This window comes from Mesorhizobium sp. P2_D1, assembly GCF_056404455.1.
The window spans coordinates 66,145-89,591 of sequence record NZ_JBFUDZ010000018.1 but is presented as its reverse complement, the minus strand read 5'-3'; the positions used below and the strand labels follow the sequence as shown (position 1 = coordinate 89,591).

At 63.2% G+C, this 23,447-nt stretch carries 24 protein-coding genes; 7 read left to right on the top strand and 17 right to left on the bottom strand.

Going from position 1 to position 23,447, the window contains the following annotated elements; all coding sequences use genetic code 11:
• Window positions 1-52 precede the first annotated feature (52 nt).
• A complete protein-coding gene (locus AC1D0I_RS15610; RefSeq protein ID WP_477396185.1) occupies window positions 53-370 on the top strand; it encodes a hypothetical protein in 318 nt (105 codons plus the stop codon).
• Window positions 371-509: 139 nt separating this feature from the next.
• The gene (locus AC1D0I_RS15605; protein ID WP_477396183.1) at window positions 510-1,148 is read left to right on the top strand and encodes an MBL fold metallo-hydrolase; all 639 of its coding nucleotides are present in this window, start codon (window positions 510-512) and stop codon (window positions 1,146-1,148) included.
• 173 nt (window positions 1,149-1,321) lie between these two features.
• Here the strand turns inward: AC1D0I_RS15605 and AC1D0I_RS15600 are convergent, their stop codons facing one another.
• From AC1D0I_RS15600 to AC1D0I_RS15590, 3 genes are all read right to left on the bottom strand, one after another.
• A complete protein-coding gene (locus AC1D0I_RS15600; RefSeq protein WP_477396181.1) occupies window positions 1,322-1,750 on the bottom strand; it encodes a BA14K family protein in 429 nt (142 codons plus the stop codon).
• 188 nt (window positions 1,751-1,938) lie between these two features.
• On the bottom strand, window positions 1,939-2,151 hold the full coding sequence (locus AC1D0I_RS15595; protein ID WP_013530020.1) for a cold-shock protein: 213 nt from the start codon (window positions 2,149-2,151) through the stop codon (window positions 1,939-1,941).
• 343 nt (window positions 2,152-2,494) lie between these two features.
• Complete coding sequence (locus AC1D0I_RS15590; RefSeq protein ID WP_006202520.1) at window positions 2,495-2,707, bottom strand: cold-shock protein; 213 nt, start codon at window positions 2,705-2,707, stop codon at window positions 2,495-2,497.
• 509 nt (window positions 2,708-3,216) lie between these two features.
• Between AC1D0I_RS15590 and AC1D0I_RS15585 the strand changes: the two genes are divergently transcribed.
• A complete protein-coding gene (locus tag AC1D0I_RS15585) occupies window positions 3,217-3,633 on the top strand; it encodes a Kazal-type serine protease inhibitor family protein (RefSeq protein WP_477396179.1) in 417 nt (138 codons plus the stop codon).
• A gap of 59 nt (window positions 3,634-3,692) precedes the next feature.
• Here the strand turns inward: AC1D0I_RS15585 and AC1D0I_RS15580 are convergent, their stop codons facing one another.
• From AC1D0I_RS15580 to AC1D0I_RS15560, 5 genes are all read right to left on the bottom strand, one after another.
• Entirely contained in the window at window positions 3,693-3,917 is a 225-nt protein-coding gene (locus AC1D0I_RS15580; protein ID WP_095091701.1) for a hypothetical protein, read from the bottom strand.
• 99 nt (window positions 3,918-4,016) lie between these two features.
• Window positions 4,017-4,154 (bottom strand): hypothetical protein, encoded by a 138-nt coding sequence (locus AC1D0I_RS15575; RefSeq protein ID WP_164482279.1) that lies wholly within the window; start codon window positions 4,152-4,154, stop codon window positions 4,017-4,019.
• 41 nt (window positions 4,155-4,195) lie between these two features.
• The gene (locus AC1D0I_RS15570) at window positions 4,196-4,498 is read right to left on the bottom strand and encodes a hypothetical protein (RefSeq protein WP_477396177.1); all 303 of its coding nucleotides are present in this window, start codon (window positions 4,496-4,498) and stop codon (window positions 4,196-4,198) included.
• Window positions 4,495-4,764, bottom strand: a complete 270-nt coding sequence (locus AC1D0I_RS15565) for a hypothetical protein (RefSeq protein ID WP_095090880.1) — start codon at window positions 4,762-4,764, stop codon at window positions 4,495-4,497. The genes AC1D0I_RS15570 and AC1D0I_RS15565 overlap by 4 nt, the downstream gene beginning before the upstream one ends.
• A gap of 148 nt (window positions 4,765-4,912) precedes the next feature.
• Window positions 4,913-5,119, bottom strand: a complete 207-nt coding sequence (locus AC1D0I_RS15560) for a cold-shock protein (protein ID WP_477396175.1) — start codon at window positions 5,117-5,119, stop codon at window positions 4,913-4,915.
• A 784-nt stretch (window positions 5,120-5,903) separates the two neighbouring features.
• Here AC1D0I_RS15560 and AC1D0I_RS15555 point away from each other — a divergent pair.
• On the top strand, window positions 5,904-7,538 hold the full coding sequence (locus tag AC1D0I_RS15555) for a tetratricopeptide repeat-containing sulfotransferase family protein (protein ID WP_477396173.1): 1,635 nt from the start codon (window positions 5,904-5,906) through the stop codon (window positions 7,536-7,538).
• Window positions 7,539-7,770: 232 nt separating this feature from the next.
• Here the strand turns inward: AC1D0I_RS15555 and AC1D0I_RS15550 are convergent, their stop codons facing one another.
• From AC1D0I_RS15550 to AC1D0I_RS15515, 8 genes are all read right to left on the bottom strand, one after another.
• A complete protein-coding gene (locus AC1D0I_RS15550; protein WP_477396171.1) occupies window positions 7,771-8,124 on the bottom strand; it encodes a DUF1428 domain-containing protein in 354 nt (117 codons plus the stop codon).
• Between the two features lie 103 nt (window positions 8,125-8,227).
• Complete coding sequence (locus AC1D0I_RS15545) at window positions 8,228-8,650, bottom strand: VOC family protein (protein ID WP_457153410.1); 423 nt, start codon at window positions 8,648-8,650, stop codon at window positions 8,228-8,230.
• A gap of 160 nt (window positions 8,651-8,810) precedes the next feature.
• Window positions 8,811-8,993: a hypothetical protein gene (locus tag AC1D0I_RS15540; protein WP_477396169.1), complete on the bottom strand. Its 183-nt coding sequence runs from the start codon at window positions 8,991-8,993 to the stop codon at window positions 8,811-8,813.
• Between the two features lie 93 nt (window positions 8,994-9,086).
• A complete protein-coding gene (locus AC1D0I_RS15535; protein WP_477396167.1) occupies window positions 9,087-9,473 on the bottom strand; it encodes a nuclear transport factor 2 family protein in 387 nt (128 codons plus the stop codon).
• Window positions 9,474-9,606: 133 nt separating this feature from the next.
• Window positions 9,607-11,133 (bottom strand): ABC-F family ATP-binding cassette domain-containing protein, encoded by a 1,527-nt coding sequence (locus tag AC1D0I_RS15530; RefSeq protein ID WP_477396165.1) that lies wholly within the window; start codon window positions 11,131-11,133, stop codon window positions 9,607-9,609.
• 253 nt (window positions 11,134-11,386) lie between these two features.
• The gene (locus tag AC1D0I_RS15525) at window positions 11,387-12,292 is read right to left on the bottom strand and encodes a DMT family transporter (protein WP_477396163.1); all 906 of its coding nucleotides are present in this window, start codon (window positions 12,290-12,292) and stop codon (window positions 11,387-11,389) included.
• A gap of 259 nt (window positions 12,293-12,551) precedes the next feature.
• Complete coding sequence (gene uvrB, locus AC1D0I_RS15520) at window positions 12,552-15,575, bottom strand: excinuclease ABC subunit UvrB (RefSeq protein ID WP_477396161.1); 3,024 nt, start codon at window positions 15,573-15,575, stop codon at window positions 12,552-12,554.
• A 128-nt stretch (window positions 15,576-15,703) separates the two neighbouring features.
• Window positions 15,704-17,350, bottom strand: coding sequence for a DUF2778 domain-containing protein (locus tag AC1D0I_RS15515; RefSeq protein ID WP_477396159.1), 1,647 nt, complete (start codon window positions 17,348-17,350; stop codon window positions 15,704-15,706).
• A gap of 513 nt (window positions 17,351-17,863) precedes the next feature.
• On the opposite strand from AC1D0I_RS15515, the gene AC1D0I_RS15510 reads away from it, so the two are divergent.
• From AC1D0I_RS15510 to AC1D0I_RS15500, 3 genes are read left to right on the top strand one after another with little or no spacing between them, the layout of a single operon-like run.
• Window positions 17,864-18,733, top strand: a complete 870-nt coding sequence (locus AC1D0I_RS15510) for a protein-L-isoaspartate O-methyltransferase family protein (RefSeq protein WP_477396157.1) — start codon at window positions 17,864-17,866, stop codon at window positions 18,731-18,733.
• Between the two features lie 49 nt (window positions 18,734-18,782).
• Entirely contained in the window at window positions 18,783-21,485 is a 2,703-nt protein-coding gene (locus AC1D0I_RS15505; RefSeq protein ID WP_477396155.1) for a spermidine synthase family protein, read from the top strand.
• Window positions 21,485-22,417, top strand: coding sequence for a hypothetical protein (locus AC1D0I_RS15500; protein WP_477396153.1), 933 nt, complete (start codon window positions 21,485-21,487; stop codon window positions 22,415-22,417). Before AC1D0I_RS15505 ends, AC1D0I_RS15500 begins: the two co-directional genes overlap by 1 nt.
• A 7-nt stretch (window positions 22,418-22,424) precedes the next feature.
• Here AC1D0I_RS15500 and AC1D0I_RS15495 read toward each other — a convergent pair whose 3' ends face one another.
• Complete coding sequence (locus AC1D0I_RS15495) at window positions 22,425-23,351, bottom strand: LysR substrate-binding domain-containing protein (RefSeq protein WP_477396151.1); 927 nt, start codon at window positions 23,349-23,351, stop codon at window positions 22,425-22,427.
• Window positions 23,352-23,447 lie beyond the last annotated feature (96 nt).

The following is a 23,447-nucleotide window of genomic DNA, read 5'->3' as shown; positions in this document are numbered from 1 at the left end:
TCTCATGATGGCGTCGGCCCGGAAGGCTGGCAGCTATGGAGGGACTAATCATATGGACATGAACACGCTTCTTCCGATCATTGTACAGGTGATTACGGGTATCATCGGTGGTCAGGCGGTCGGTGCGGCGCTCAAGACGGCGGCGTTGGGTCAGCTTCCGAAGATCCTGGGCGGAGCCATTGGCGGCGTCGGCGGTGCGGCGATCCTCGGCCTCGTGCTTGGCGGCGGCGCGGTCGATCCGGCGGCCGCGGCAGCAGCAACGAGCGGTCTCGGCAGCGCGCTGAATCTCAACAACATCGTCGGCGGTGCCGGCGGCGGCGCGATCCTGACCGGCATTCTCGGCGCAGTCATGGGTGCCATGAAGAAGTAAGCTATTCGGTCTAGGCGTTCTAAGTGGGCGGCTTCGGCCGCCCATTTTCGTTTTCGGAGCGACTGACCGTTCGTCTGTCGAGGGGTGGACGCCCTTCGCCCGCGCCGTTACATCACGCTGGAATAGCGAAAGGACGATCATGGGTCAGCTCAATGCCGGCATCGTGCCGGTCACACCGTTCCAGCAGAATTGCACCATCCTGTTCGACATGGACGACAAGCAGGGTGTCGTCGTCGATCCGGGCGGTGACATCGACAAGGTGCTGGCGGCGCTGAAGGACAACGCGATATCAGCCGGGGCGATCTGGATAACGCATGGCCATATCGACCATGCCGGCGGCGCCATGGAGTTGAAGGAGGCGCTCGGCGTCGAGATCATCGGCCCGCATGAGGCCGACAAGCCGTTGCTCGACAATCTGGAAAACCAGGGCAGGCGGTACGGCATCGCCGGCGCGCTCAACTGCGTGCCCGACCGGTTCCTGACCGAAGGCGAGACCGTGTCGTTCGGCTCGCATGTGTTCGAGGTGTTGCATTGCCCCGGCCACGCGCCTGGCCATGTCGTATACTACAACCGCGCGGCCAAGTTCGCCCATGTCGGCGATGTGCTGTTTCGGGGCTCGGTCGGCCGCACCGACCTGCCGGGCGGCGACCACGCGGCGCTGATCGCCTCGATCAAGGACAAGCTCCTGCCGCTCGGCGACGACATCGGCTTCATCTGCGGCCATGGTCCCGGCGGACGCTTCGGCGAGGAGCGGCGGACCAACCCTTTTCTGACTTAAGAGCGCCTATGTTGCAGCCGATCCGTTCTCCCCGTACTTCACTGGGAAAAGGTGCCGGCAGGCTGAGGAGGGGCGGCGCCGATCTCAAGAGATATCCGGGACGATCAAACCCAACAACAAAAAGCGCCGACCTTGCGGTCAGCGCTTTCATTGGGGCAGGGATGCCTTAGGTCTTAGTTCGCCGTGCAGAAATGCTGTTCGCCGTCATTGCCGGTGAACGTGCCGGTGCGGGCATTGAAGGTACGGTAGCGGTCCGAGCAATAGTCGTACCAGTCACGCGTCCAGGGCTGAGCGTAGCCTTCATTGTAGACGACCCTCGGTTCTGCATAGTAGCGGCGCACCGGTGCCGGGCGGACCACGACGTCACGCTCGTAGTAACCGTCATCGTAGTAGCGGTCAGCATAGGGCGGGGGGCCGTCATTGGCCAACGCACCACCGATCAGCGCGCCGGCCGCGAGTCCGAGGACGCCGGCGGCGATTGCATCGCCGTTGTCGTGATGCCCGTGATGGCGCCACTCATCCGCGTAGGCAGCGGGCAAGGTCGCGAGCGTGGTTGYGACCACGGCAGCGGACAGGACAGCGGTCTTGAAAATTCGATTCATGTCGGTCTCCTTCGTGCCAGCCCGCGCAAGTTTCGGGGGATGCGGTCCGGCTTTACCAAAGACTAATATACGACCATGGCTGAACGGGGGCTGAACGGATTTCGACGCACAATATCCAAAACAGGCGTCAAAGACCCCTGCAGGGAACGGGGCTATTCAGCCGGAGCCGTCGCCGGTCTGGAGCCGGTTCAGCCAACCGATAGGTTGACGGCCTTCGGGCCCTTGCCACGCTTGTCCGGTTCCGTGTCGAAGGACACTTTCTGGCCATCCTCAAGACCAGGAAGGCCCGACGCCTGCACGGCTGAAATATGGACGAAAACATCCTTCGCGCCATCATCGGGCGTGATGAAGCCGAAGCCTTTGGCATGGTTGAAGAATTTGACGGTGCCGGTCTGCGGCATGGGAAGCTCCTTTGGTCCCATAAAGTCCAGTCTCGGGCCGGCAAATGCCCGAATGGAAATTTGTCCTTTATTTTAGCGCCATCGGCAAGAGAAAGTTTTCGGGGCTGCTAAAGTGCGTCGCGTTTGAAGGGATTCAGACGACGCCCGTTTAAGTCTTTGTTTTTATGAATGCCGTTTGTCTCAAGACCACCGCGCACTTGGAGCGACATGCATCTGGCAGACCTCGCGGCATGAAAAAGGCGCGACGAAAACCGCCGCGCCTTTCAAATTCAAATCCCTCTCCAAGCCAGGTCCAGGCATTGGAGCCTCCGTCATGCGTCAGGGACGCACGGCGCCCGATGGCTCAGGCAGCGCGGAGGTTTACCGCCTTGGGGCCCTTGCCCATGCGATCCGGCTCGACGTCGAAGGTGACCTTCTGGCCGTCGACGAGCGTGCGCAGGCCGGAGGCCTCGATCGCGGAAATATGGACGAACACATCCTTGGCGCCGCCATCGGGCGTGATGAAACCGAAGCCTTTGGTCGCGTTGAAGAATTTAACGGTGCCGGTCTGGGCCATTGGGGAAACTCCTTCACCCGTTCAGTCTGGTGGTCCTGCCCGCCGCCTGGCGCAATGGGCAAGTCCCGGTGGTTGCTTCGGCAGTCATGCATTGGCGCATGGTCAAACCCCCCGCCGAAAACGGGGCCGTCAGAGATTCACAGTATCGGGGAAAGGTCGTCCAAAACGTTCCGCTCTCCGGGTCGCAAATGCCCGAACACGGAATTTATCGCACGGAAACGTGAAGGTTGCAAGATAGCGCCGCGGGCCGCCACAATGGGCGCATCCCGACGCATGGATCGACTGACCTGAGCATCGATGCGGGTCGACATAGGCTTGGTTGCCGGCCGGGTCATCGGCCCAGAGCGCAGCCACGAATGGGCCAGATGTCGTGGCCGCCAGCGGGATGGGGCTGATGGGTGCCATGGCTCCGCGCATCGTTTCCGGCGGGAGGCTGCAAACGGGGGTTGCATTTGGCAATGGAATGGCAAGGATCGTCTTCCCGGGACGGGATCGAGGGAGAGATCAACATGAAGTTTCTGGCGACAGTCTTTTCGCGGCAAGGTTTTGCCATCCTGTTCCTGTCGGCAATTCTTGCCGCCTGCACTGTCGTCGTCGATGAGGGACCAGGGCCGCGTCCGCGTCCGCCACGGCCCGAACCGCAGTATTGCAGCAGGCAGTACGAGCCGGTCTGCGCCCGGCGCGGCGGCGACCGGCAGACCTTTGCCAATGCCTGCCTTGCCGACCGGGCCGGCTACCGCATCGTGCGCGACGGTCCGTGCCGCGACGGCGGCGGTGGCGGCGGCGGCGGTGGCGAAGAGCAGACGTTCTGCACCCGCGAATATGCTCCCGTGTGCGCACGCCGGCATGGCGAACTGCGCACCTTCCCCAATGCCTGCGAAGCCCGCGCCGCGGACTATCGCGTCATCGACGGCGGACCGTGCTGACGGGAACTGGGCGTGTTTAGCGTTTTCCCACAAAGGGAAGGGAAAACCGAGGCGTTCGCTCACACCTCCGCTGGATACGCCCCGTCGGCCGGGCCAGCGTAAAGCTCGCTGCCGTCCTCGTCGGAAATGCGCAGGCGATCGGGGATTTGTGGCATGGCCAGCGTGTGGAACAGCGCGGTTGCGCCCTGCAGGGCGGCGCGCAGGTTCGGCGCTTCCAGCGATACCTTGTCGAGCGTGGCTTCGTCGGCGTCGCGCGACCGGTAGAACTCGATGACGAAGTTCAAGCGCGCCTCCGTGTGCGGGGTGTTGCGCAAACGTGTCGTGTCAGTCCGTCGCCTCACAAAGTGGGCGACGGGGGGACGCACGAGGCGCCCCTGGGCTGGTCAGCCCTTCGACTTAGGCTTCAGGCTACTCTCGGCCTGCTTGACCGACGAGCCGAACGGGGAGGCTGGCTTGGCCACGACCTTGTCCTTCTTCGGCTTGCGCGTTTCGCGATTGCTTCGCTGTTGACCTTTGGACATGTCGTGCTCCTGTTGTGTGTTGGCGTGGCTTTGCTGGGCGCTCAGACGACCGGATTGTCAGCGAGAGGCGGGTTGTCAGTAACGACCGGGTTGTCAGTGACAACCGGGTTGTCGGCCGGTTCGAGATTGTCTTCCGTGGTGACCCGCTCATGGGTCTCCTGCTCGCTGCGGATGCGGTATTGCGGCGAGCCGTCCTTGACCGGCAGCCTGCTCTTGATCTGGAACAGTTCCGCGGTTTTCTGGACGAGGCCGGTGCGGCTCTTCATGCGGACAGTCTGACCGATCGCAAACTGGTGCGAGGGCGTGTCGGTGCGCGGGCGCGCATTCTGCTGGAAACGGATCATGCTGCATTCTCCCTGTCGCGCTTCAGCGCTGTTTCGAGTTCGAGGTAATCGATGGCGACAAGCTGGCTGGTGGTCGGATTTTTCACGGCCCTTGCCGGCAGATGGATGAAGGTGGCGACGCGTCGCCAGGCAAGCCGCGACATGCCCTCGATCACCTCCTCGTCGTGATCGATGTCGTAGTCGCCGGCCGGTAGCTGTCCTTCCAGTCCGCCTAGCACGAAGGGTGCCGCGAAATGGGCGATGGAGTGGGTCGTGCGATCGGTCATTGTCTTGCCTTGATGCTTCCGCAGCGGCCCTGAAAAGCAAAAAAGCGGGGACGAGCCCCGCTTTCCTATTTCCGGCAATCGCTGGAAATAAGCCGCTTTCGAGAGCTGCCAGTACATCCGTGGTCAGCGTTCATCGAATTCGGCCGGATCAGATCAGTTGCAAATTGGCGGCCGATTCGCGGCCCTTGGTGTCACGCTCCAACTCGAACTGCAGCTTCTGGCCTTCAGCGAGACCAGGAAAGYCGGCGCGCTCCAGCGCGCTGACATGGACGAAAACGTCCTTGCCGCCATCGGTCGGCTGAATGAAGCCGAAGCCCTTCTGGCCATTATAGAACTTTACGGTTCCGGTGTTCATGTGGGTCTTTCGAGGGGTGAGAAGCGGCCGCGAAACGCGGCCAGTATCGGTGATTGGAATGAGATTGGCGGGTCGAGAACCTCTGACGCCGCGAGGTGCCAATTCTACCCAAAGCGATCCTCAACATATAGGTCTTTGCCGCAATTTAATCAAGGCGATTTAAAATAAAAATCGGGCTTCGCTCAGAAAATTGCTTTCTGTAACTTTCAGGAAAACGATGATACAAGCCCATAGATATCAAAAATTATTTGAAGTCTGGCGGGAACATTTCTCCCGGTATTTTTGTTTTATTTGCGTATGAAAGGACGAGATTTCATGATTAACGAAACAACATCGGCAGGAGCTACAGTCGCGATCGGCCCATTGGCTAAACAAGCGACGGCAACGCCCATCCTCTCGCCGCGGCTGACCGTCAGGAGTGACGAAGCGGCAAAGCGAAGGGTCGCCGATACCGACGGAACGCTCCGGCGTGCCAGGCAGGTTGCGGAGACCAACCGGCTGATTTGATCGCTTCTGCGCTGACGGATACCAAGCGAGCCTTGAACCTGAAGCGCCGATGGCCTAGATCGGTTCATCGTTTCACTGAAACGCCGAACCGCTCTATCTCCTTGTTTGGTGCAATTCCGGAAGGAAAACCGTTTCATACCTTTCCTGGAATTGCTTTAGATCGCGGCCGGCGGAAAAACACGGCAGGTTTCCCATTAACAGAGATCAGAGAAGAGCGGCGGGCGCGGGAGCCAGATCTGGCGCTGGAGGACAGCCACCGCTGGGGCTGGACCAGTATGTGCAGCAGGCACTGCAGCTGCACCAGGCCGGGCGACGGCAGGAAGCCGAGGCGCTTTACCGTCAGGTATTGGCGCGCAAGCCCAATCACGCGGCCGCGGCGCATTTCCTCGGCCTGCTGCTTCACCAGACCGGGCGCAGCGAAGAGGGGCTCGATCTCATCGAACAGTCGGTGAGCCTGCAGCCCACAAATCCCGATTTCCTCAACAATTTCGGCACGGTGATGCGCGATCTCGGCCGCATCGCAGCCGCCATCGATTTCTTTCGCGGTGCGGTGGATATCCGGCCGGACCAGCTCGCGGCGCGCGACAATCTTGGCTCGTCGCTGAAGCAGCTCGGCCAGTTCGAGGAGGCCGAAGCGATCTATCGCGGCACGGTCAGTCGCAATCCCTTCCATGTCCGCGCCCGCATCGGACTTGCCGAAACGCTGCAAGAAGCCGGACGTCTAGACGAGGCGCTCGCCGTCTTCCGCGAGGCGCTGACGATCCGGCCGAAGGACGCGGACCTGTTGCACGGGCTGGGCGTCGGGCTGATGGAAAAGGGCAAGCTCGATGAAGCCGCCGACCTGTTCCGGCAGGCGCTGGCGGTCGACCCCGGCATGGCCAGAGCCTGGCTGATGCTGACGCAGGTCAAGCGCCAGAAGGAGCGCGACAGCGAATTGACCGGCATGGAGGCTCAGCATGCCAAGGCGCCGCAAGATAGTCTGGCGCGCATGCAGCTGTCCTTTGGCCTCGGCAAGGCCAATGACGATCTGAAGGATTATGGCAGGGCCTTCGATTATTTCGCCGAAGGCAATGCGATCCGCCGCAAGGGCATCGACTACGATGCGGCCAGGACGCGCGCCGAATTCGAGGCCATGAAGGCGACCTTCGATGCCGGCTTCTTCGAGAAACACAAGCCCAGCTCGATTGCCGACGACACGCCGATCTTCGTCGTCGGCATGCCGCGCTCCGGCACGACGCTGATCGAGCAGATCATCGCCAGCCATCCCCAGGTCTATGGCGCCGGGGAGCTCAGCATCCTGAAGATGGCGGTAGGCAAGCAGTTTCCGTTGACCATGAAGGGCGGCTTCCCGGCCGGGATCGCCGACATGCCCGACAAGGCTTTTGCCGAGGCCGGCGAAGCCTATCTCGACATGCTGCACGCCCGCTATCCCGGCTTCAAGCATGTCACCGACAAGATGCCGGGCAATTTCCTGCTCGTCGGCTTCCTCCATCTGATGTTGCCGAAAGCCAAGATCGTCCATTGCGCCCGCGACGCGGCGGCGACGTGCCTGTCGATCTACAAGGTGCATTTCCGCGGCGACAGCCATCGCTACGGCTACGACCTCGGCGAACTCGCCGATTTCCACAACCTCTACACCGACATCATGGCGCATTGGCGTGCCGTGCTGCCTGGGGTGGTGCATGACGTGCGCTACGAGGATTTCGTCGCCGACCAGGAAGGGCAGACGCGGGCGCTTATCGCCCATCTCGGCCTGCCGTGGGACGATGCGGTGCTGTCGTTCCACGAGACCGACCGGCCGGTGCGCACGGCATCCGCCGCGCAGGTGCGCCAGCCGATGTATCAGGGCTCGGTCGATCTATGGAAGCGCTATGGCGATCGGCTCAAGCCGCTGCTGGATAGGCTGGATTAGCGCGCGGGTGGCAGATTAACCCCAGCTTCGTCATCCACGGGCGGAGTAGCCGCGAAGCGGCGTCGCGAGGACCCGAGGATCCATTCCGGGACCTCGATCGAAGGATGCAGCGGAGCGGAATTCTTCACCGTTTTCAATGCTTTAACGTAACGGCATGGATCCTATGGTCTGCGCCGCGTTGCTTCGCTCCTTGCTCCGCCATAGGATGACGAAGCGATGGGGGCTCAGCTGCTCAAAGCTCGATGAAGGGTTGGAAGCCGCCGAAGATCATGCGCTTCATATCGAACGGCATGGGCCCCCAATCCGGTATCAAACGCGGGTCGGCCATCACCTTGGCCATCACCGTGTCTCGGCTTTGCCTGGATTCATAGACCGCCCAGGCGAAGACCACGGTCTCGTCGTCAGTTGCCTGAACGGCACGCGGAAACGAGGTCAGCTCGCCATAGGGCACGTCGTCGCCGATACATTCGACATAGGCGAGCGCGCCGTGTTCCATCCATATGGGGCCTGCGAGGTTGGCCAGCCTCTTGTAGTCGTCGAGTTTGGCCTTGGGCACGGCAAGCACGAAACCATCGACATAGGACATGGCATATTCCTCTTGCTGAAAATCGGGCGCCGAGCCTGCAGGGACGCGGCCCGGCGCAGGTGAGCGCATCACTCCTGGGGAAAGAGGTGCTGTTGCTCGCCTATTACTTCACCGGGGCGTTCATCGCCCAGGCAACACCAAAGGGGTCACGCAGCTGGCCCCAGCGGTCGCCCCAGAACATCACCTGCAGCGGCACTACTTCTTCGCAGCCGGCGTCGATGGCGCGCTGCCACCAGCTTTCGATGGTGTCGTCCTGGAGATGCAGCTGCATGGTGTAGCCCTGCGGGTTCTGATGCGGGTGGCCATGCTCGGGGTAGGCGTCGCCGAGCATCAGCGTCGAGCCATTGATGTAGAGATGGATGTGCATGGTCCGGCCTTTTTCGTCCGGCGGATAGGCAAACACCTGCTCGGCACCGAAGGCCTTCTTGTAGAATTCAGCGGCCTTGAAGGCGCCGTCCACCTGCAGATAGGGGGTCAATCCGCCGAGTACTTTCGGCGCGGGCTGAACGGGGGTCTGGTCAGTCATGTCTTGCTCCTCTTTGCGTTTGGCTTGGCCTTGCCAACCATAGGACGCATGAGGTGACGGCAATCCTACAGGGCCGTGAAATTTTTCTCGAAGGCCGGGCCCGAACAGACCGGGCAACCGGCGGAGTTGAGCGACAGTGGCAAAGGCAGGCTGGTCGCGGTCATATGACCTTGGCCGAGAAGGTGGCTGCGCGGCGGCTGTTCTGCGCGTCGAAGAGTTCCGGAAAGCCGATGTCCTTGCGCAATTCGATCGGCAAAGAAAGCAGTTCGCGCTCAGAGCGGTAGCGGGCGCGGGCCGCGGCGTAACGGGTCGCTATGCGACCGATGGATGAAAGGACCGACATGATATGCTCTCCCTGGGTTGGCGCCGGCATCATCGTGTCGGCATCCCAAGGACGCGGCAGGTTCAGACGATCCGACAGAGCGCCGAAATTATTTCAGAGGACCGAGGCGGCCAGCGCGGTGTCGTAATACTCCACCATCGCGATGATCTTGCCGTCGCGTATCGTCCAGAAGTCAGCGGTATGCATGACAAGCTCCTGGCCGGTGGTTCTGCGCGTCAGATGGATTTCGACCTGCGCCGCAACCTTGTCGCCACCGTCGATGTAGTCCATCGGGACGAAGCTCCGGTATTCGAAATCCTTGTCCAGCGACATGAGGCGGTCAAGGAATTGCTGTTTGCCGTTGCCCGCCGCGATGAAAGGTGCATGCGGTTCTGCGACCCAGCGGAAGACGACATCGTCGGAACAGTGGCCCAGCGCGCCCACGATGTCGCGTTTTGCATAAGCGTCATAAAGGTTCTTGACGACGTCCATCCCGCGCATGACCGTTTTCCTCCCTCGGTTCGCGAGGTGTCAGGATGCGCCTTTTTCAGGCGATGGAAAAGTATTATTGCGGGCTAATATTTCCTTGTGGCCAGCACTATTGGCAGTGTCGGCCCGCGTGTCTGTATTGTCGTCAATTCGATCCCTCCGCCACGGTACGGAAGAACTCTTCCGGATCCTCCACTTCGGTCAGCCGCCGTTTCTCGATCAGCCAGAAGCGGTTGCCGATGGCGCGGATGAAGGAGCGGTCATGCGAAGAGAGCACACAGCTTGCCTGATGCGCCAGCAGCTCCGCTTCCAGCGCTTCCTGGCCGTCTATGTCGAGATGGTTGGTCGGCTCGTCGAGCAGATAGAAATTGGGGTTGGCGAGCCTGAGCGCCAGCATCATCAGCCGCGCCCTCTGACCGCCGGACAGCACGCCAATCCGGCGCTCCTGCATATCGATGCCGACGCCGGCGCCGGCGAGCAGCGAGCGGGCGCGCTGTTCGCCGACATCGTAGCGGCGCGAGACCATCGCCAGCGGCGTGTCGTCGCCGCCGATGCCCGACAGCGACTGGTCGCTGTAGCCAAGCACGGTCGACGGCGTCACCTTCACGTTCTGCACCGTCTCTGGCTCGAGGATGGCGTTGCGGATCAGGGTGACGAAGCGCGACTTGCCGACGCCGTTGCGGCCGAGCAGGACAATGCGATCGCCCTGGCAGATGTGGCGCTTGCCGGTCCTGAACAGCAGCGCTCCATCAGGGGTTTCCACTGCAGCGTCCTCAAGCGTGATCAGGACCTTGGCGTGAGTGCCGCGATTGGCGAGCCTGATCGCGCCGGCCGATTTCTCGCGATGCGCCGGGGCGGCCGCCTCTTCCAGGCGCTCGGCGCGCTGATTGAGCTGCTTGGTCTTGACCGTCAGCAGGTCACTGCCGGAATTGATGCCGATGTTGTTGAGCTTGGCGGCCTGCCGACGCAATTGCTGCGCCACCTTCATGTCGCGCTGGAACTTGCGCTCAGTCGAGGCGTCGACGTCGTCGAGCGCCTGCCTTGCCCTGGAGTAGGGCAGGGCAAACACCGGCGACTGTTCCGGGCGCAGGAACAGCGTCCGGTTGGTGGTGGCGTCGAGGAAGGCGCGGTCATGGCTAGCGATGACGACGGGCACCTCGCGCGGCAGCGTGTTCAGCCAGGTTTCGAGCTGGCTGATCCTGGCCAGGTCGAGATGGTTGGTCGGCTCGTCGAGCAGCAGCACATCCGGATCGGTGACCCAGACGCGGGCGATCAGCGCAAGCCGCTGCCAGCCGCCGCTCAGCGCCTGCATTTGCCGTTCGCGCATCGGCTCCGGCACGTCGAGCGAATCGAGAACGACGTCGACGCGCCACATCTCGCTTTCGGCCTGCTCAGGCGGCAAGGCATCGGCCACCACCTGGTGGAACGTACGGTCGAGAAGGGCCGATGCAACGGACTGTTCGACATGGCCGACGCACAGGCCGCGCGTGCGGGTGATGTCGCCAAAGGTCGGCTCCATCTCGCCGGTCAAGCATTTCAGCAAGGTCGACTTGCCACGGCCATTGGCGGCAACGATGCCGAGCCGATCGCCGGCGCCGATGGTGAGGTCGAGATTGGCGAAGAGCGGCGCACTCATGGTGACGCCGAGGGATTTGAGGCTGATCAGGGACATTTTGATTTCTCTGGTCTTGCCGGAGCCAAGTCCGGTTCAATGCACTTTGACGGTGCGCGTGCAGGCCATCAGGCTCGGCGTTGCAACACCACGAAGGGCAGACCAAAAAAATCGAAGCGGGAAAAACCCGGACCGTCCCTAGTCAGCCCTGCAAGCTAGCTCGCAGGGCAGAAATCGGGCCACGCTGACGATGGTGACGAAAAAACGTAAACACGTGAGCCCTCCTTTCAAGACGTTCGAGTGCGGGAGATGACTACACCAAGGGCGAGGCCGATGGCAAGGCTGCCGCTTTCATCCGGCGCGGGAACGGGTCCAGCACCAGTATGCAGCCGGCGATGATCGCCACCGCGCCGAAGGCCTGGATGATGGTCAACGACTCGCCGAGCATGACCGTGCCGACCAGCACGGCGATCACGGTCACGGCGAACTCGACACTGATCGTCCTGGTGGCGCCGATGCTGGCGACCAGGCGGAAATAGACAACATAGGTCATCGCGCTCATGACGCAGGCAAGGATGGCGAGATAAAGGAAGTCGATGGCGCGCGGCATCGCCGGCACCGGCACGGCCAGCAGCAGCGGCAGCGTCATCAGTCCGCCGAAGAGGAAGGCGGCGCTAGTGAGTTCGAGCGAGCCGGCCGAGCGCAGATGGCGGTTGGCATAGTTGCTGCCGAAGGCCGCCGAGAAGGAACTGAACAGCGATGCGGCACAACCTAGCGCGAAGGATGCGGTGACGGGCACGGCCGGGAAGCCGACGAGAATGATGATACCGGCGGCGCCGAGCAGCAGCCCGGCCAACCCGCGGACGGTGATGCGCTCAAGCCCCCACAACTGGCCGATGATCATCGAGAACAGCGGGATGGCGGCAACCAGGATGGCCGCCATCGCCGTGCCGATGCGCGGGGTGGCATAGGACAGGCCGATCAACTGTGCCGCGACCGTCGTCGCGCCGACCATGGCGAAGTGCGACCAGCCGGCGCTGAAGTCGAGCCGGCGCCTCGTTGCCACCGCCAGCAGCAGAAGCGTGATGCCGGCGATCAGGGAACGCAAGGTCACCGCACCGATCCAGCCGAAGGCATGCACCACCTTGAGCAGCACCAGGAACGACAGCCCCCAGGTGACGGCCAGGAAGACGTAGGCAGCGATGTCTTTGGATTTCATTTTGTGGGGGCGGTTTCTGGTCCAGGGCGGAGGGCGGATGGCAAGGGCCGTATCGGTTCCACCCGCAACTGGCAAGGGCGGGCCCAAGAGGGAGTTGCCGATAGAAGGGACATCTGTTGGAGGGACAGCGCCCCCCTCTGTCCTGCCGGACATCTCCCCCTCACGGGGAGATTGGCTGTCGCGGCCGCTTTCGGCAATCGCCAAGGTGGCAGGACGTGGGGGAGATGTCCGGCAGGACAGAGGGGGGCGCGAAGGATCGCTACCGTCCCGGCCTGCCCGTCTTGCCTGGCCGGCGCTTTTCGCGGCGGGCGTCGCCGGGATCCTCATAGGAGCCAATGCCGGCGCGCTCGCGCTTGACCGGTTTGTCGCCCTCGATGGGTGTCTCGGTCCGCCGCACCGTCATCTCATCCAGCGAGTTCTTCTTGAACAGCGGTTTGGTGGCGTCGCCGGGTATGCCGAAATCGGAACCGTGCGCCTCTTCGGCCGACTGCTTCTTGAACAATGAACGGGACACCGCGCCTGCGGGCGTCGGCATGTCGGTGCCCGGACCCATGGCGTCGAGCGACGGCTTGCGGAAGAGGTTGGGCCGGGCAGCCTTGGCCGCCTCTTCGGCGGCACGTGCTGCGTCGAGCTTGCGGAAACGCTCCTGTTCCTCCGTCGTACGATGTTTGGCCACGCCCTTGTTGTGCTTGCCCTTTTCGCGGCCCGAGGCGGGACTTTGGCCTTCCATCTCGCGCGCCAGCGGGTCTTCGGAGATCGACAGTTCCATCTCGCGCAGCCGCTTGATCTCGTCGCGGATGCGGGCCGCCTTCTCGAAATCGAGATTGGCGGCGGCGTCGCGCATCTGCTTGTCCATGGCGTCGAGATGGGCCTTAAGATTGTTGCCCATCATGGCGCCGGCGCTGTCGGTGAACTGCGAGATGTCGGCGCGGACATGGTCCTTCTCGTAGACCGAATCCAGGATGTCCGAGATGCGCGACTTGACCGATTCCGGCGTGATGCCGTTGGCCGCATTCCATTCCATCTGCTTTTCGCGGCGGCGGCCGGTCTCTGCCATCGACCGTTCCATGGAGCCGGTGACCTGGTCGGCATAGAGGATGACCTTGCCGTCGACGTTTCTGGCGGCGCGGCCGATGGTCTGGATCAGAGAGGTTTCCGAACGCAGGAAACCTTCCTTGTCGGCATCGAGAATGGCGACGAAGCCGCATTCGGGAATGTCGAGGCCCTCACGCAACAGGTTGATGCCGACCAGCACGTCGAAGGCGCCGAGGCGCAAGTCGCGCAGGATCTCGATGCGCTCCAGCGTGTCGATGTCAGAGTGCATGTAGCGCACGCGGATGCCTTGCTCGTGCAGATATTCGGTGAGGTCCTCGGCCATCCGCTTGGTCAGCACGGTCACCAGCGTGCGGTAGCCGGCTTTGGTTGTGTCGCGGATCTCGCCGACGACATCGTCGACCTGGGTCTTGGCCGGGCGCACTTCGACCGGCGGATCGATCAGCCCGGTCGGGCGGATGACCTGCTCGGCGAAGACGCCGCCGGCCTGTTCCATCTCCCAGCCGCCCGGCGTTGCCGAGACGGCGACGGAGAGCGGGCGCATGGCATCCCATTCCTCGAAGCGCAGCGGCCGGTTGTCCATGCAGGACGGCAGGCGGAAGCCATACTCTGCCAGCGTCGCCTTGCGCCTGAAGTCGCCGCGATACATGCCGCCGATCTGCGGCACGGTGACGTGGCTTTCATCGATGAAGACCAGCGCATTGTCCGGAATGTACTCGAACAGCGTCGGCGGCGGATCGCCCGGCTGGCGGCCGGTGAGATAGCGCGAATAGTTCTCGATGCCGGCGCAGGAGCCGGTGGCTTCGAGCATCTCCAGATCGAAGCGGCAGCGCTGTTCCAGCCGTTGAGCTTCGAGCAGCCGGCCGGCGCGCTCAAGTTCCACCAGCCGGTGCTTGAGCTCTTCCTTGATCGACTTGATCGCCTGGTTCAGGGTCGGGCGCGGCGTCACATAGTGCGAGTTGGCGTAGATCTTGACGCTCTTCAACTCGCCAGTCTTCTGCCCGGTCAGCGGGTCGAACTCGGTGATCTGCTCGATCTCGTCGCCGAACATCGAGATGCGCCAGGCGCGATCCTCAAGGTGGGCCGGAAAGATCTCGATCGTGTCGCCACGCACGCGGAACGAGCCGCGCACGAAGTTGATGTCCTGCCGCTTGTACTGCTGCGCGACGAGGTCGGCGAGCAGAGCGCGCTGGTCGAGCCGGTCGCCGATCTGCATCTGGAAGGTCATCGCCGTGTAGGTCTCGACCGAGCCGATACCGTAGATGCAGGACACGGAGGCGACGATGATGACGTCGTCGCGCTCGAGCAGCGAGCGCGTCGCCGAATGGCGCATGCGGTCGATCTGCTCGTTGATCGAGGATTCCTTCTCAATGAAGGTGTCGGTGCGCGGAACGTAGGCCTCCGGCTGGTAATAGTCGTAGTAGGAGACGAAATACTCGACGGCGTTTTCGGGGAAGAATTTCTTGAACTCGGAATAGAGCTGTGCGGCCAGCGTCTTGTTCGGCGCCAGGATCAGGGCAGGGCGCTGTGTCTCCTCGATCACCTTGGCCATGGTGAAGGTCTTTCCGGAGCCGGTGACGCCGAGCAGCACCTGGGTGCGATCGTTGTTGTCGACGCCTTCGACCAGGTCCTTGATCGCCGTCGGCTGGTCGCCGGCAGGTTCGAAATCCGACACCATCTTGATGGCGATGCCGCCTTCGGATTTTTCCGGGCGGGCAGGGCGGTGCGGCGTCCACAACACGCCATCCTTGTGCAGGGGATTGCCGGATTCGATCAGCGCCGACAGCGCGGCCACCGTAGCGGTGACGCCGCTCGAGGTCATCGTCTCGGCTTCTTCGAGCGAGATGTCGAGGCCGGCGACCGGGTTGAGGCCGGCGGCCGTGCGCTCCCTGGCTGTCGCCGCGCCACCCATCGAGGTGCCGCGCGCGGTGCGGCCGGGCGACGACGAACGCTCGGGGATCTTTTTCGATGGCTTCGGCGATTTGCCGCCGTCGTTCCTGCTGCCGAGGCGCCCCTCTTTCTCGGCTTCCTGCTCGATCTGCTCGGCCCAATCGGCGATCGAACCAGCCAGCGGCGTGCCCGACAGTTCGGCCTGCGGCATCTCGGCAAAGCCGCCCTTGTGCAGCGGCTCCGAGGCGTCGAGGAAATCGGTCAGCGGGCTGCGCCGCTTCGGGGCGGCGCGGTCGTCACTCGCCGTCGGCGGCGTTTTTTTGTCGGGGGATTTGGCCATGTCCCGAATATGGGATTTCCTGGCCAAAATGGAAAGAGCGCGGTGGGGAGAGGCGTATCGGACAACGCTGCTCCTGACAGTAGGCTGTCAGGAGCAGCGCAGAAAGTGCGGCTGAATGCTTCTTGGTATTACGCGCCCCTGGCGGCGGATGCGACCCGCGTCGGCGAAGACGACAGGCGCGGCACCACAACGAGGCGCTTGATTTTGCCCTTCTTGAAGGCGGCGAGGAAGCGCGCATAGTCCTTGAAGGCGACGCAACCGCTCGACTGGGCGTAGCGGCCGCGAAGCAGGTAGGTATGGGCCAGCAGGCCGTCGCGATTGTATTTGTTGCGGCCATCGACCGGTGTCAGGCGCAAAGCCTCCACACCATGAAAGCGCGACTCGCGCAGCGACAGATTGTAGGTGTTGGGCGGTGTCGGTCCGCGGTTCTTCTGATCGGCATAGCGCGGCTGGTCCGCCATGGCGCCAACGCCCGAATGCGCCTCGAGCCTCGAACCGTCAGGCATGTAAACGGTCCCGGCGCTGATGTCGTAGACGGCGACGCCATTGCCGGGTCCACTGCTGGAGCCCGGCGAGTTGAACAGGTTCTTGAATGCCTGGCCAAGGCCGCCGGAAGGTGTGTCGGGCTTGGCATAGGCCAGCACGTCACCCTCGCCGGGCCTGCCTTGCCGCGCCGGCCTGGAGGGCTGGGCCTGTTGAACCGTCTCACGGGCGGGCTTCTGCTGCTGGACAGGCTTCGACGGTTGCTGGACGGGCTTCGACTGTTGCTGGATGGGTTTCGTCGACTGCTGTACGACCTTGGGCTGCTGCGGCGCGTCGAATTGCGGGCGCCGGGTCGGCAGCGGCACGTCGTCGGTCAGCGCATCCGGCAGGGAAGCTGCATCGCCGGGCTGTGCCTGCTGGGTTTCGACAGGCGAAACCGCGACATCGGCCGAGGACTCGGTCATAGGCAGCGGCGAGGCGAACGCCTCGTCGTCGACCTGCAGCGACTGGACGAGGGCAAGCGCCAGCTGTGCGTTGTCTGGCGTCTGTGCGTCCGACTGGGCAAAGCCCATCGGCTGCGGTGCCGTCTGCACGACGACGGAGCCGGTATCCATCCGGGCGAAGCGTTCGGCCGCTGGAGCCGGCATGTCATCCGACAGGCTGGCCATGACCTTGACGGACGGCACCAGGGACGCTTCAGCAATTTGCGGCGCAACGGTGGAAATGACCGGGCGCGCGGATGCGTCGGCCGCGACGACAGGTTTTCCGGCGCCGGCAAAGGCAGCGGCGAGTTTGGCCGGCGACAGCGACGCCTCCATGCGCTCGAAACGCTCTTGCGATTTCGACTTTACAACCATCGGGGCTGGCTTTGCCTGCGCCACGAGGCGAGCGGATTTCTCAGCCTGCGGGTTTAACGCAGCCAGCTTGAAGCAACTCGCGCCGCATTGCACGGCATGATCATGCAGCGCCTGCGTGCCGCCATGGGCACTGGCCAGCACGAACGGCGCCGAAGATGTCAGAAAGCGCTGCTTCAACGGATCGGCAAGGGCAAGCGCCCCCGGCATCGAAAGCGTCTGCGGCAGGCCGCCTGATGTCGCCGACAGCGAGGCGCCGACAGAACTCAGGCCAGCCATGGTACCGACCAGCCACAGGCCAATGGCCGCGCTGACACCGGGCACCGCGACCCAGCGGACGATCCGTTCAGGGTTGAAGGAAGAGGAACGTGGCGCGTCGCAGGCGGTCTCGCCGTCCCAACGCTCGTCCCCGCCAGTTTTTTTACTCAAGAACGCCATGCACCAATCTTGCTCCAATCGGCTCCCACGTCCGCGGCTGTTATAGCCGCGACGACCATTCTGTGAGTGATCCCAGGTGGTCCCCGACGCGTTTATCGCGCCTGTCGTTAGTTGCCGATTGCTTCAAAATATGGACAAAGTTGGTTAATCAATCCCTCTCAAAACCAAACGAACGACGTGGACTTTTTGCCTCAAAAGGCTTGTCCACGACCATCAACGCGGCATTGGAGCCCCTCCAATGCTGTTTTGCTGCCTGTTTTTGTCGCCCAAGTCAAGCAAAACAGCCTTTGCTAATTTACCAAAAGGCCGTTCAGCGAGTCATGCGACAATGTCGCGCGCCATTGAGTGCTGCTGAACAGGCCGTCGGCAGCGGCAAAACTGTTGCCCGCCTGCCACAAAATCATCGCCCGGACGGTTGCCCCTCGACGGCCATTGACTCGTTTTGGGAGGCAGTGCAATCGGATTGAAATGCTTGGGTTTGAGGTGGCAAAGGCCACTTTTGGAGGCTTTTCCATGAAGCGTCGGGACTTCTTGACGCTGTCGGCGGGGGCGGCGGCATTTTCCATTCTTCCGGGCGCCGCTAGGGCTGGCGTGCCGGTGCCGTATGATCGCAACGCCGAAGTGCCGGTGAACGACAAGAGGGCGTTCATCGAGTGGATGGTGGCCAATCGCGGCGAGGACCCGAAATTGCTGGCCGAGCGATTCGATCGCTTCCAGATCATGGTCTACAACAAGGACGTGCTGGACGACCGCAACAAGCGCGCCTTCCTGTTGACGCCGCGCGAGGAGTTCGTCCTGCCGCAGAATCTGGCGCGTGCCTATGATCACGCCTTCCTCGACATCGGCTATGGCGTGACCATTTCCGGCCCGCATCTGGTCGGACGCATGACGACGGCCATCGACGTCAAGCTCGGCGAATCCGTGCTCGAGATCGGCACGGGCTCCGGCTACCAGTCGGCCTATCTGGCCAACCTGACCGACAAGGTGCACACGATCGAGATCATCAATCCATTGGCGCAGCGCACCCGCCGCACCTATGACGCGCTGATCGAGCGCGGCTACAGCGAGTTCGGCTGGGTCACCAGCCGCAACGCCGATGGCTATTACGGCTGGGAAAGCGTGGGGGCGTTCGACAAGATCATCGTCACCTGCGGCATCGACCACATTCCGCCGTCGCTGTTGCAGCAGCTCAAGCCGAATGGCGTCATGGTCATCCCGGTCGGTCCGCCAGGCGCCCAGCATGTGCTCAAGGTGATCAAAGAACAGCTCGCCGACGGCACGTTCAACATCGTCCGCTCGGACATCTATAATGGCAAGGTGGTGCCTTTCGTGCCCTTCACCAAGATGGAAGGCGACCAGATCGTCGGCACGCACAACAGCTGAGCTGGCCGTTTGGTAAGGCCTTGCTGAACCGCCAGATAAAAAGGCCCGCATGGCAGCCGTCGCACCGATCTCCCGACCAAGCATCGCCTCGCTGGAGGCGCCTGGCCTCGCGCATTACCTCGCAATCGGGCTGATTGCCGGCGCCATCATCGCGCTGCAGATATCGGTCATGCGGGTGTTCGCCGTCGGCAGCTGGTCGCATTTCKGTTCCCTGGTGGTCAGCCTAGCCATGCTTGGCTTCTCGCTGTCCAGCGTCGTCATCTTCGCCGGCAAGGACTGGTTCGACCGGCACTGGCAAGGGGCGGCCACGGCGGCGCTGCTGCTGGTCGGCCCACTCGCCGTCGCCTCCAACCTCGCTGCCCAGACGGTGCCGTTCAACGCCATCTTCCTGGTCTCCGATCCCGAGCAGAAATGGCGGCTGCTGGCCAATTTCCTGCTCTATCTCCTGCCGTTCCTGGCCGGCGCATTCTTCCTCGGCATCGTCTTCCTGAAAAGCCGCACCGCCTTCAGTCGCGTCTATTTCGCCGACCTCACCGGCTCCGGGCTCGCCGGCCTCGTCGTGCTGGTTTCGATGTATCTGTTTTCGCCTGAAACCATCATCGTCGTGCCGCTGCTGTTGTGGGCCGCCGGTTCGCTGCTGTGGTTCTTCGCCTTCGGTGCCTGGAAGCGTGTTGTCGCCGGCGCGGTTGTCGCGGCGCTATCGATCGCCGGCTACCTGATGCTGCCTGGCCTGCTCGGCATACCCGACATCGCGGTGTCGCAGTACAAGGGCGTCGCCTATGCCCGCAACTTCCCGGACGGCAAGCGCATCTACCGCAGCGTCTCGCCGTTCGGCGACCTGCAGGTCTATGCCAGTTCCTACATGCATTTCGCGCCGGGCCTGAGCGACAATGCCGCCTTCGGCATGCCGGAAGTTCCAGCCAACACCTATGTCGGCATGTATCGCGACGGCGACGGGCCGGAAGGCATCATGCGCAACCTGGCGCCGGCCGAGCAGGTCTATTTCCGCTATCTGCCGATGCACTACCCCTATGTCATCAAGGCGAAGCCCAGGACGTTCGTCGTGCAGTTCGGCGGCGGCATCTCCACCCAGGCCGCGCTCAATGCCGGATCGACCTCGGTGACCGTCGCCGAGAGCAATCCGATGACATTGCGGGCGTTCCGCGACCCGTTGCTGAAGGATGTGACCGGCGACATCCTGGCGGAGCCGCGCCTCAAGGTGATCGACTATGACGGGCGTCTGTTTCTCGCCAACACCGGCGAGCGCTACGACGTCATCGACCTCAGCCTCGCCGACAGTGTCGGCCTGTCCAATCCGGGCGGCTTCGCCATCTCGGAGAAATACGCCTACACGCACGAGGCAATGCTGAGTTACATGCATGCGCTGGCCGACGGCGGCGTGCTGTCGGTGACCCTGTGGAACAAGGAAGAGCCGCCGAAATCGGTGCTGAAGCTCTATTCCACCATCGCCGAGGCGGCCCGGATGTTCGACCGCCAAGGTGCGGCTAACGATATCTTCGCCGTGTCGAGCTATCTCTCGACGACCACGGTGCTGTTCAAGCGCGGCGGTTTCAGCGCGGAGGAAATCAAGACGCTGCGCGAGTACACCAAGTCGATGTCGTGGGAAGAGGTCTACTACCCCGGCATGCCTTATGACGGCTCGACGGCGCAGAAAATCCTCGACGATTATCGCGCCTCGATCTTTGGCAGCGGACAGGATGCGACGCTGACCCAACCCGCCGCCGATGCGACGGCGCCGGCCGACCCGACCGCTCCCAACGCAGCCTGCGACCCGACCGCGCCGGCCGATCCGACCCTCGATGCCTGCGCCGATGCTGGCGGCGATGCCGGCCCCGACGTGCTGCCGGCCACCGCGCTGCAGCGCATGACCTGGCACGCGCTTTTGACGGGCGGCTGGGCGAAGCTTGCCAGCGACTATGTGTTCGACGTGCGTCCGCTGAGCAACGACCAGCCCTACTTCGCCGCTTATGTGAAGGTCGCCGACCTGCCGCTGACGCTGGACCGGCTCGACCTGTTCCAGGACGACTGGGGCTATCTGCTGATCTGGGCGACGCTCGGCATCGCCTGCATCACGGCGGCGTCGCTGGTGCTGCTGCCGGTCATCTTCGGCTGGCGCATCGTGTTCTCGCGCTCGCGCGGCAAGCTCGGCACCATTCTTTTCTTCGCTTGCCTCGGCCTCGGCTACATCATGGTCGAGGTCGGGCTGATCAGCCGCTTCACCGTGGCGCTCGCCAATCCGACCGTATCGGCCTCGGTGCTGATCTCGTCGATGCTGGTGTTTTCCGGTCTCGGCAGCCTGTTTGCCGAGCGCATCTTCGACCGCGCCCGGACACTGTTGCCTGTCCTGCTGCTCGCGATCTGCCTGCTGCTGCTGGCCTACGGCTTCACTCTGTCGCCGGTCCTCGACTGGATCGGCGCCTATCCTTATGCCGTCCGGCTGCTGCTCTGCTTCCTTCTGGTGTCGCCGCCGGCCTTCCTGATGGGCATGCCGATGGCCACCGCCATGACCTGGCTGGCGCGGCTCGGCAAGGAGCATCTGTTCGTCTGGGCCTGGGGCATCAACGGCTGCTTTTCGGTGATTGGCTCGGCCGCCGTGCCGATCGTCGCCACCAGCTTCGGCCTCAGCGCCGTGCTGCAATGGGCGGCGATCGCCTATCTCGTCGCCATCCCGGCCTTCTTTGCCGTGCTGTTGCCGTCGAAGGCACCAGCCATCCGGCTGGTGACGGCCTGATGCTTGACCGGCGCTCCATCGTCGCCGGACTGCTGGCGGCGGCGGCGTTCCCGGCAGCGGGCGAGGGCGCGCGCTTGCGCAAGGCCTTGTCGGCTATCGTGCCGTTCAAGACATCACCCTTTCCCTATCGGGGAAAGCTGCCCGATGGATCCGGACCTTTTCTCGACGTGACATCAAACGGCCGGCGCGGGCACACCTCGCCGCGTGGCGGTGTCTATTGGGAAGACGAGACCTATTCCGACCGCAGCACGCTGCTGGCGGCGCCACGAGGGTTCGATCCGGCCCGGCCAGCGGTCATCGTGGTGTTCTTCCATGGCAATGGCGCCACCTTGCAGCGCGATGTCGTCGGCCGCCAGCGGGTTGTCGCGCAGGTCGAAGCGTCCGGCCTCAACGCCGTGCTGGTGGCGCCGCAGTTCGCCAGCAACGCGCAGGATTCGAGCGCCGGCAATTTCTGGACGCCCGGTCACTTTGCGATGTTCATGGCCGAGGCAGCGCGAGGTCTGGGCAAGTTGACCGGCGCCAAGGCGGCTAAATTCGACGCCATGCCGGTGGTGCTCGTCGCCTATAGCGGCGGCTACAATCCTGCCGCCTTCGTGCTAGGGAACGGCGAGATAGACGGCCGCCTACTCGGCGTCATCCTGCTCGACGCCGTGTTCGACGAGGCCGACATTTTTGCCGACTGGGCCGCGCGCCACAGAAAGAGCTTCTTCGTCAGCGCCTATGGCAAATCTTCCGCCTCCGGCAATGCGCAAATCCGACAGTTGCTGGCAAGCCAGGGCATCGACGCCAGTTCGGATCCGCCGCGCCGCCTCGAAGCCGGCACCGTAGCCTTCCTTGCCTCGGACGCCGCCCACGACAGTTTCGTCACGCGTGCCTTCGTCGCCAATCCATTGCAATGGTTGCTCGGCCGGCTGCACGGATTTGCGCGTTAAGTCGGGCTCACGCGGGCAGGGCGCCATCGATGCCGATATCGGCAATTGCTGCCAGTTCGGCGGCGACGGCTGCGGCGCGACGCGCCTTCGGGCTATGCTGCGGCCAGACGAGGCGGCGCCTGATCATCAACGCCGGCACATCCCTTGCAATCTCGATGAGATGGCCGGGATCGAGATGACGCCGCAGCACCAATTCGCTGGCCAGCAATGCGCCCATGCCGGCAATCGCCGCCTGTGCCGCGACGATCGTTAGCCCAAAACGTGGGCCCTGGTCGATGTCTTTCCGTTGCCGGCCGGCGGCAGTGAACCAGTCGCGCCAGGCCGGGTAGACGTCGTCGCCCATCGTCGGATCGATGTGCAGCAGCGGCATGCTGTCCAGCACCTCGGCCGCATCCGGCCTGATATGGCCGCGAAACAATGCAGGCGCGCAGGCTGGGATCACCCGTTCGGTGAACAGGTCGAGCGATGCGAGATCCGGTGTTGCGCCCTTGCGATAGCTGATGGCGAGGTCGACACCTTCCTCCAGCATGGCATCGAGCGCAACGGACGCAACGATGCGCACGTCGAGCTTGCCCAGCGCCGCGCGCACTCTGCTAAGGCGGGGCGCGAGCCAGAGCGAGGCGAAGGACGGATCGGCTGAGATGGTGAAGGTCTCGGCCCGTCGTTCGAAGCGCAGCCGCCGCATGCCGGAAGCCAGCGCGTCAAAACCGCGGTCGATGTCGGGCAGGGCGGCCTCGGCGGCGCGGGTCAGCACGATGCCATTGCCTTCGCGCCGCACCAGTTTGACGCCCAGCCGCTCCTCCAGCTGCCGGATCTGATGGCCGATGGCGCCTGGAGTGACGCCCTGCTCCTCGGCAGCGCGCGTCAGACTACCAGCCCTGGCGGCGGCGAGTAGCGCCCGCAAGGCGGATAGGGGAAGATCCCGGAGTGTCATGGATTGAGTTTAGCTCAAAGGTTGGCGAAGGGAACTCGTTTGAATCACTGTTTTCAGGGATCTAAGATCGTTTAAGAAATTCAATCGTAGGGACCG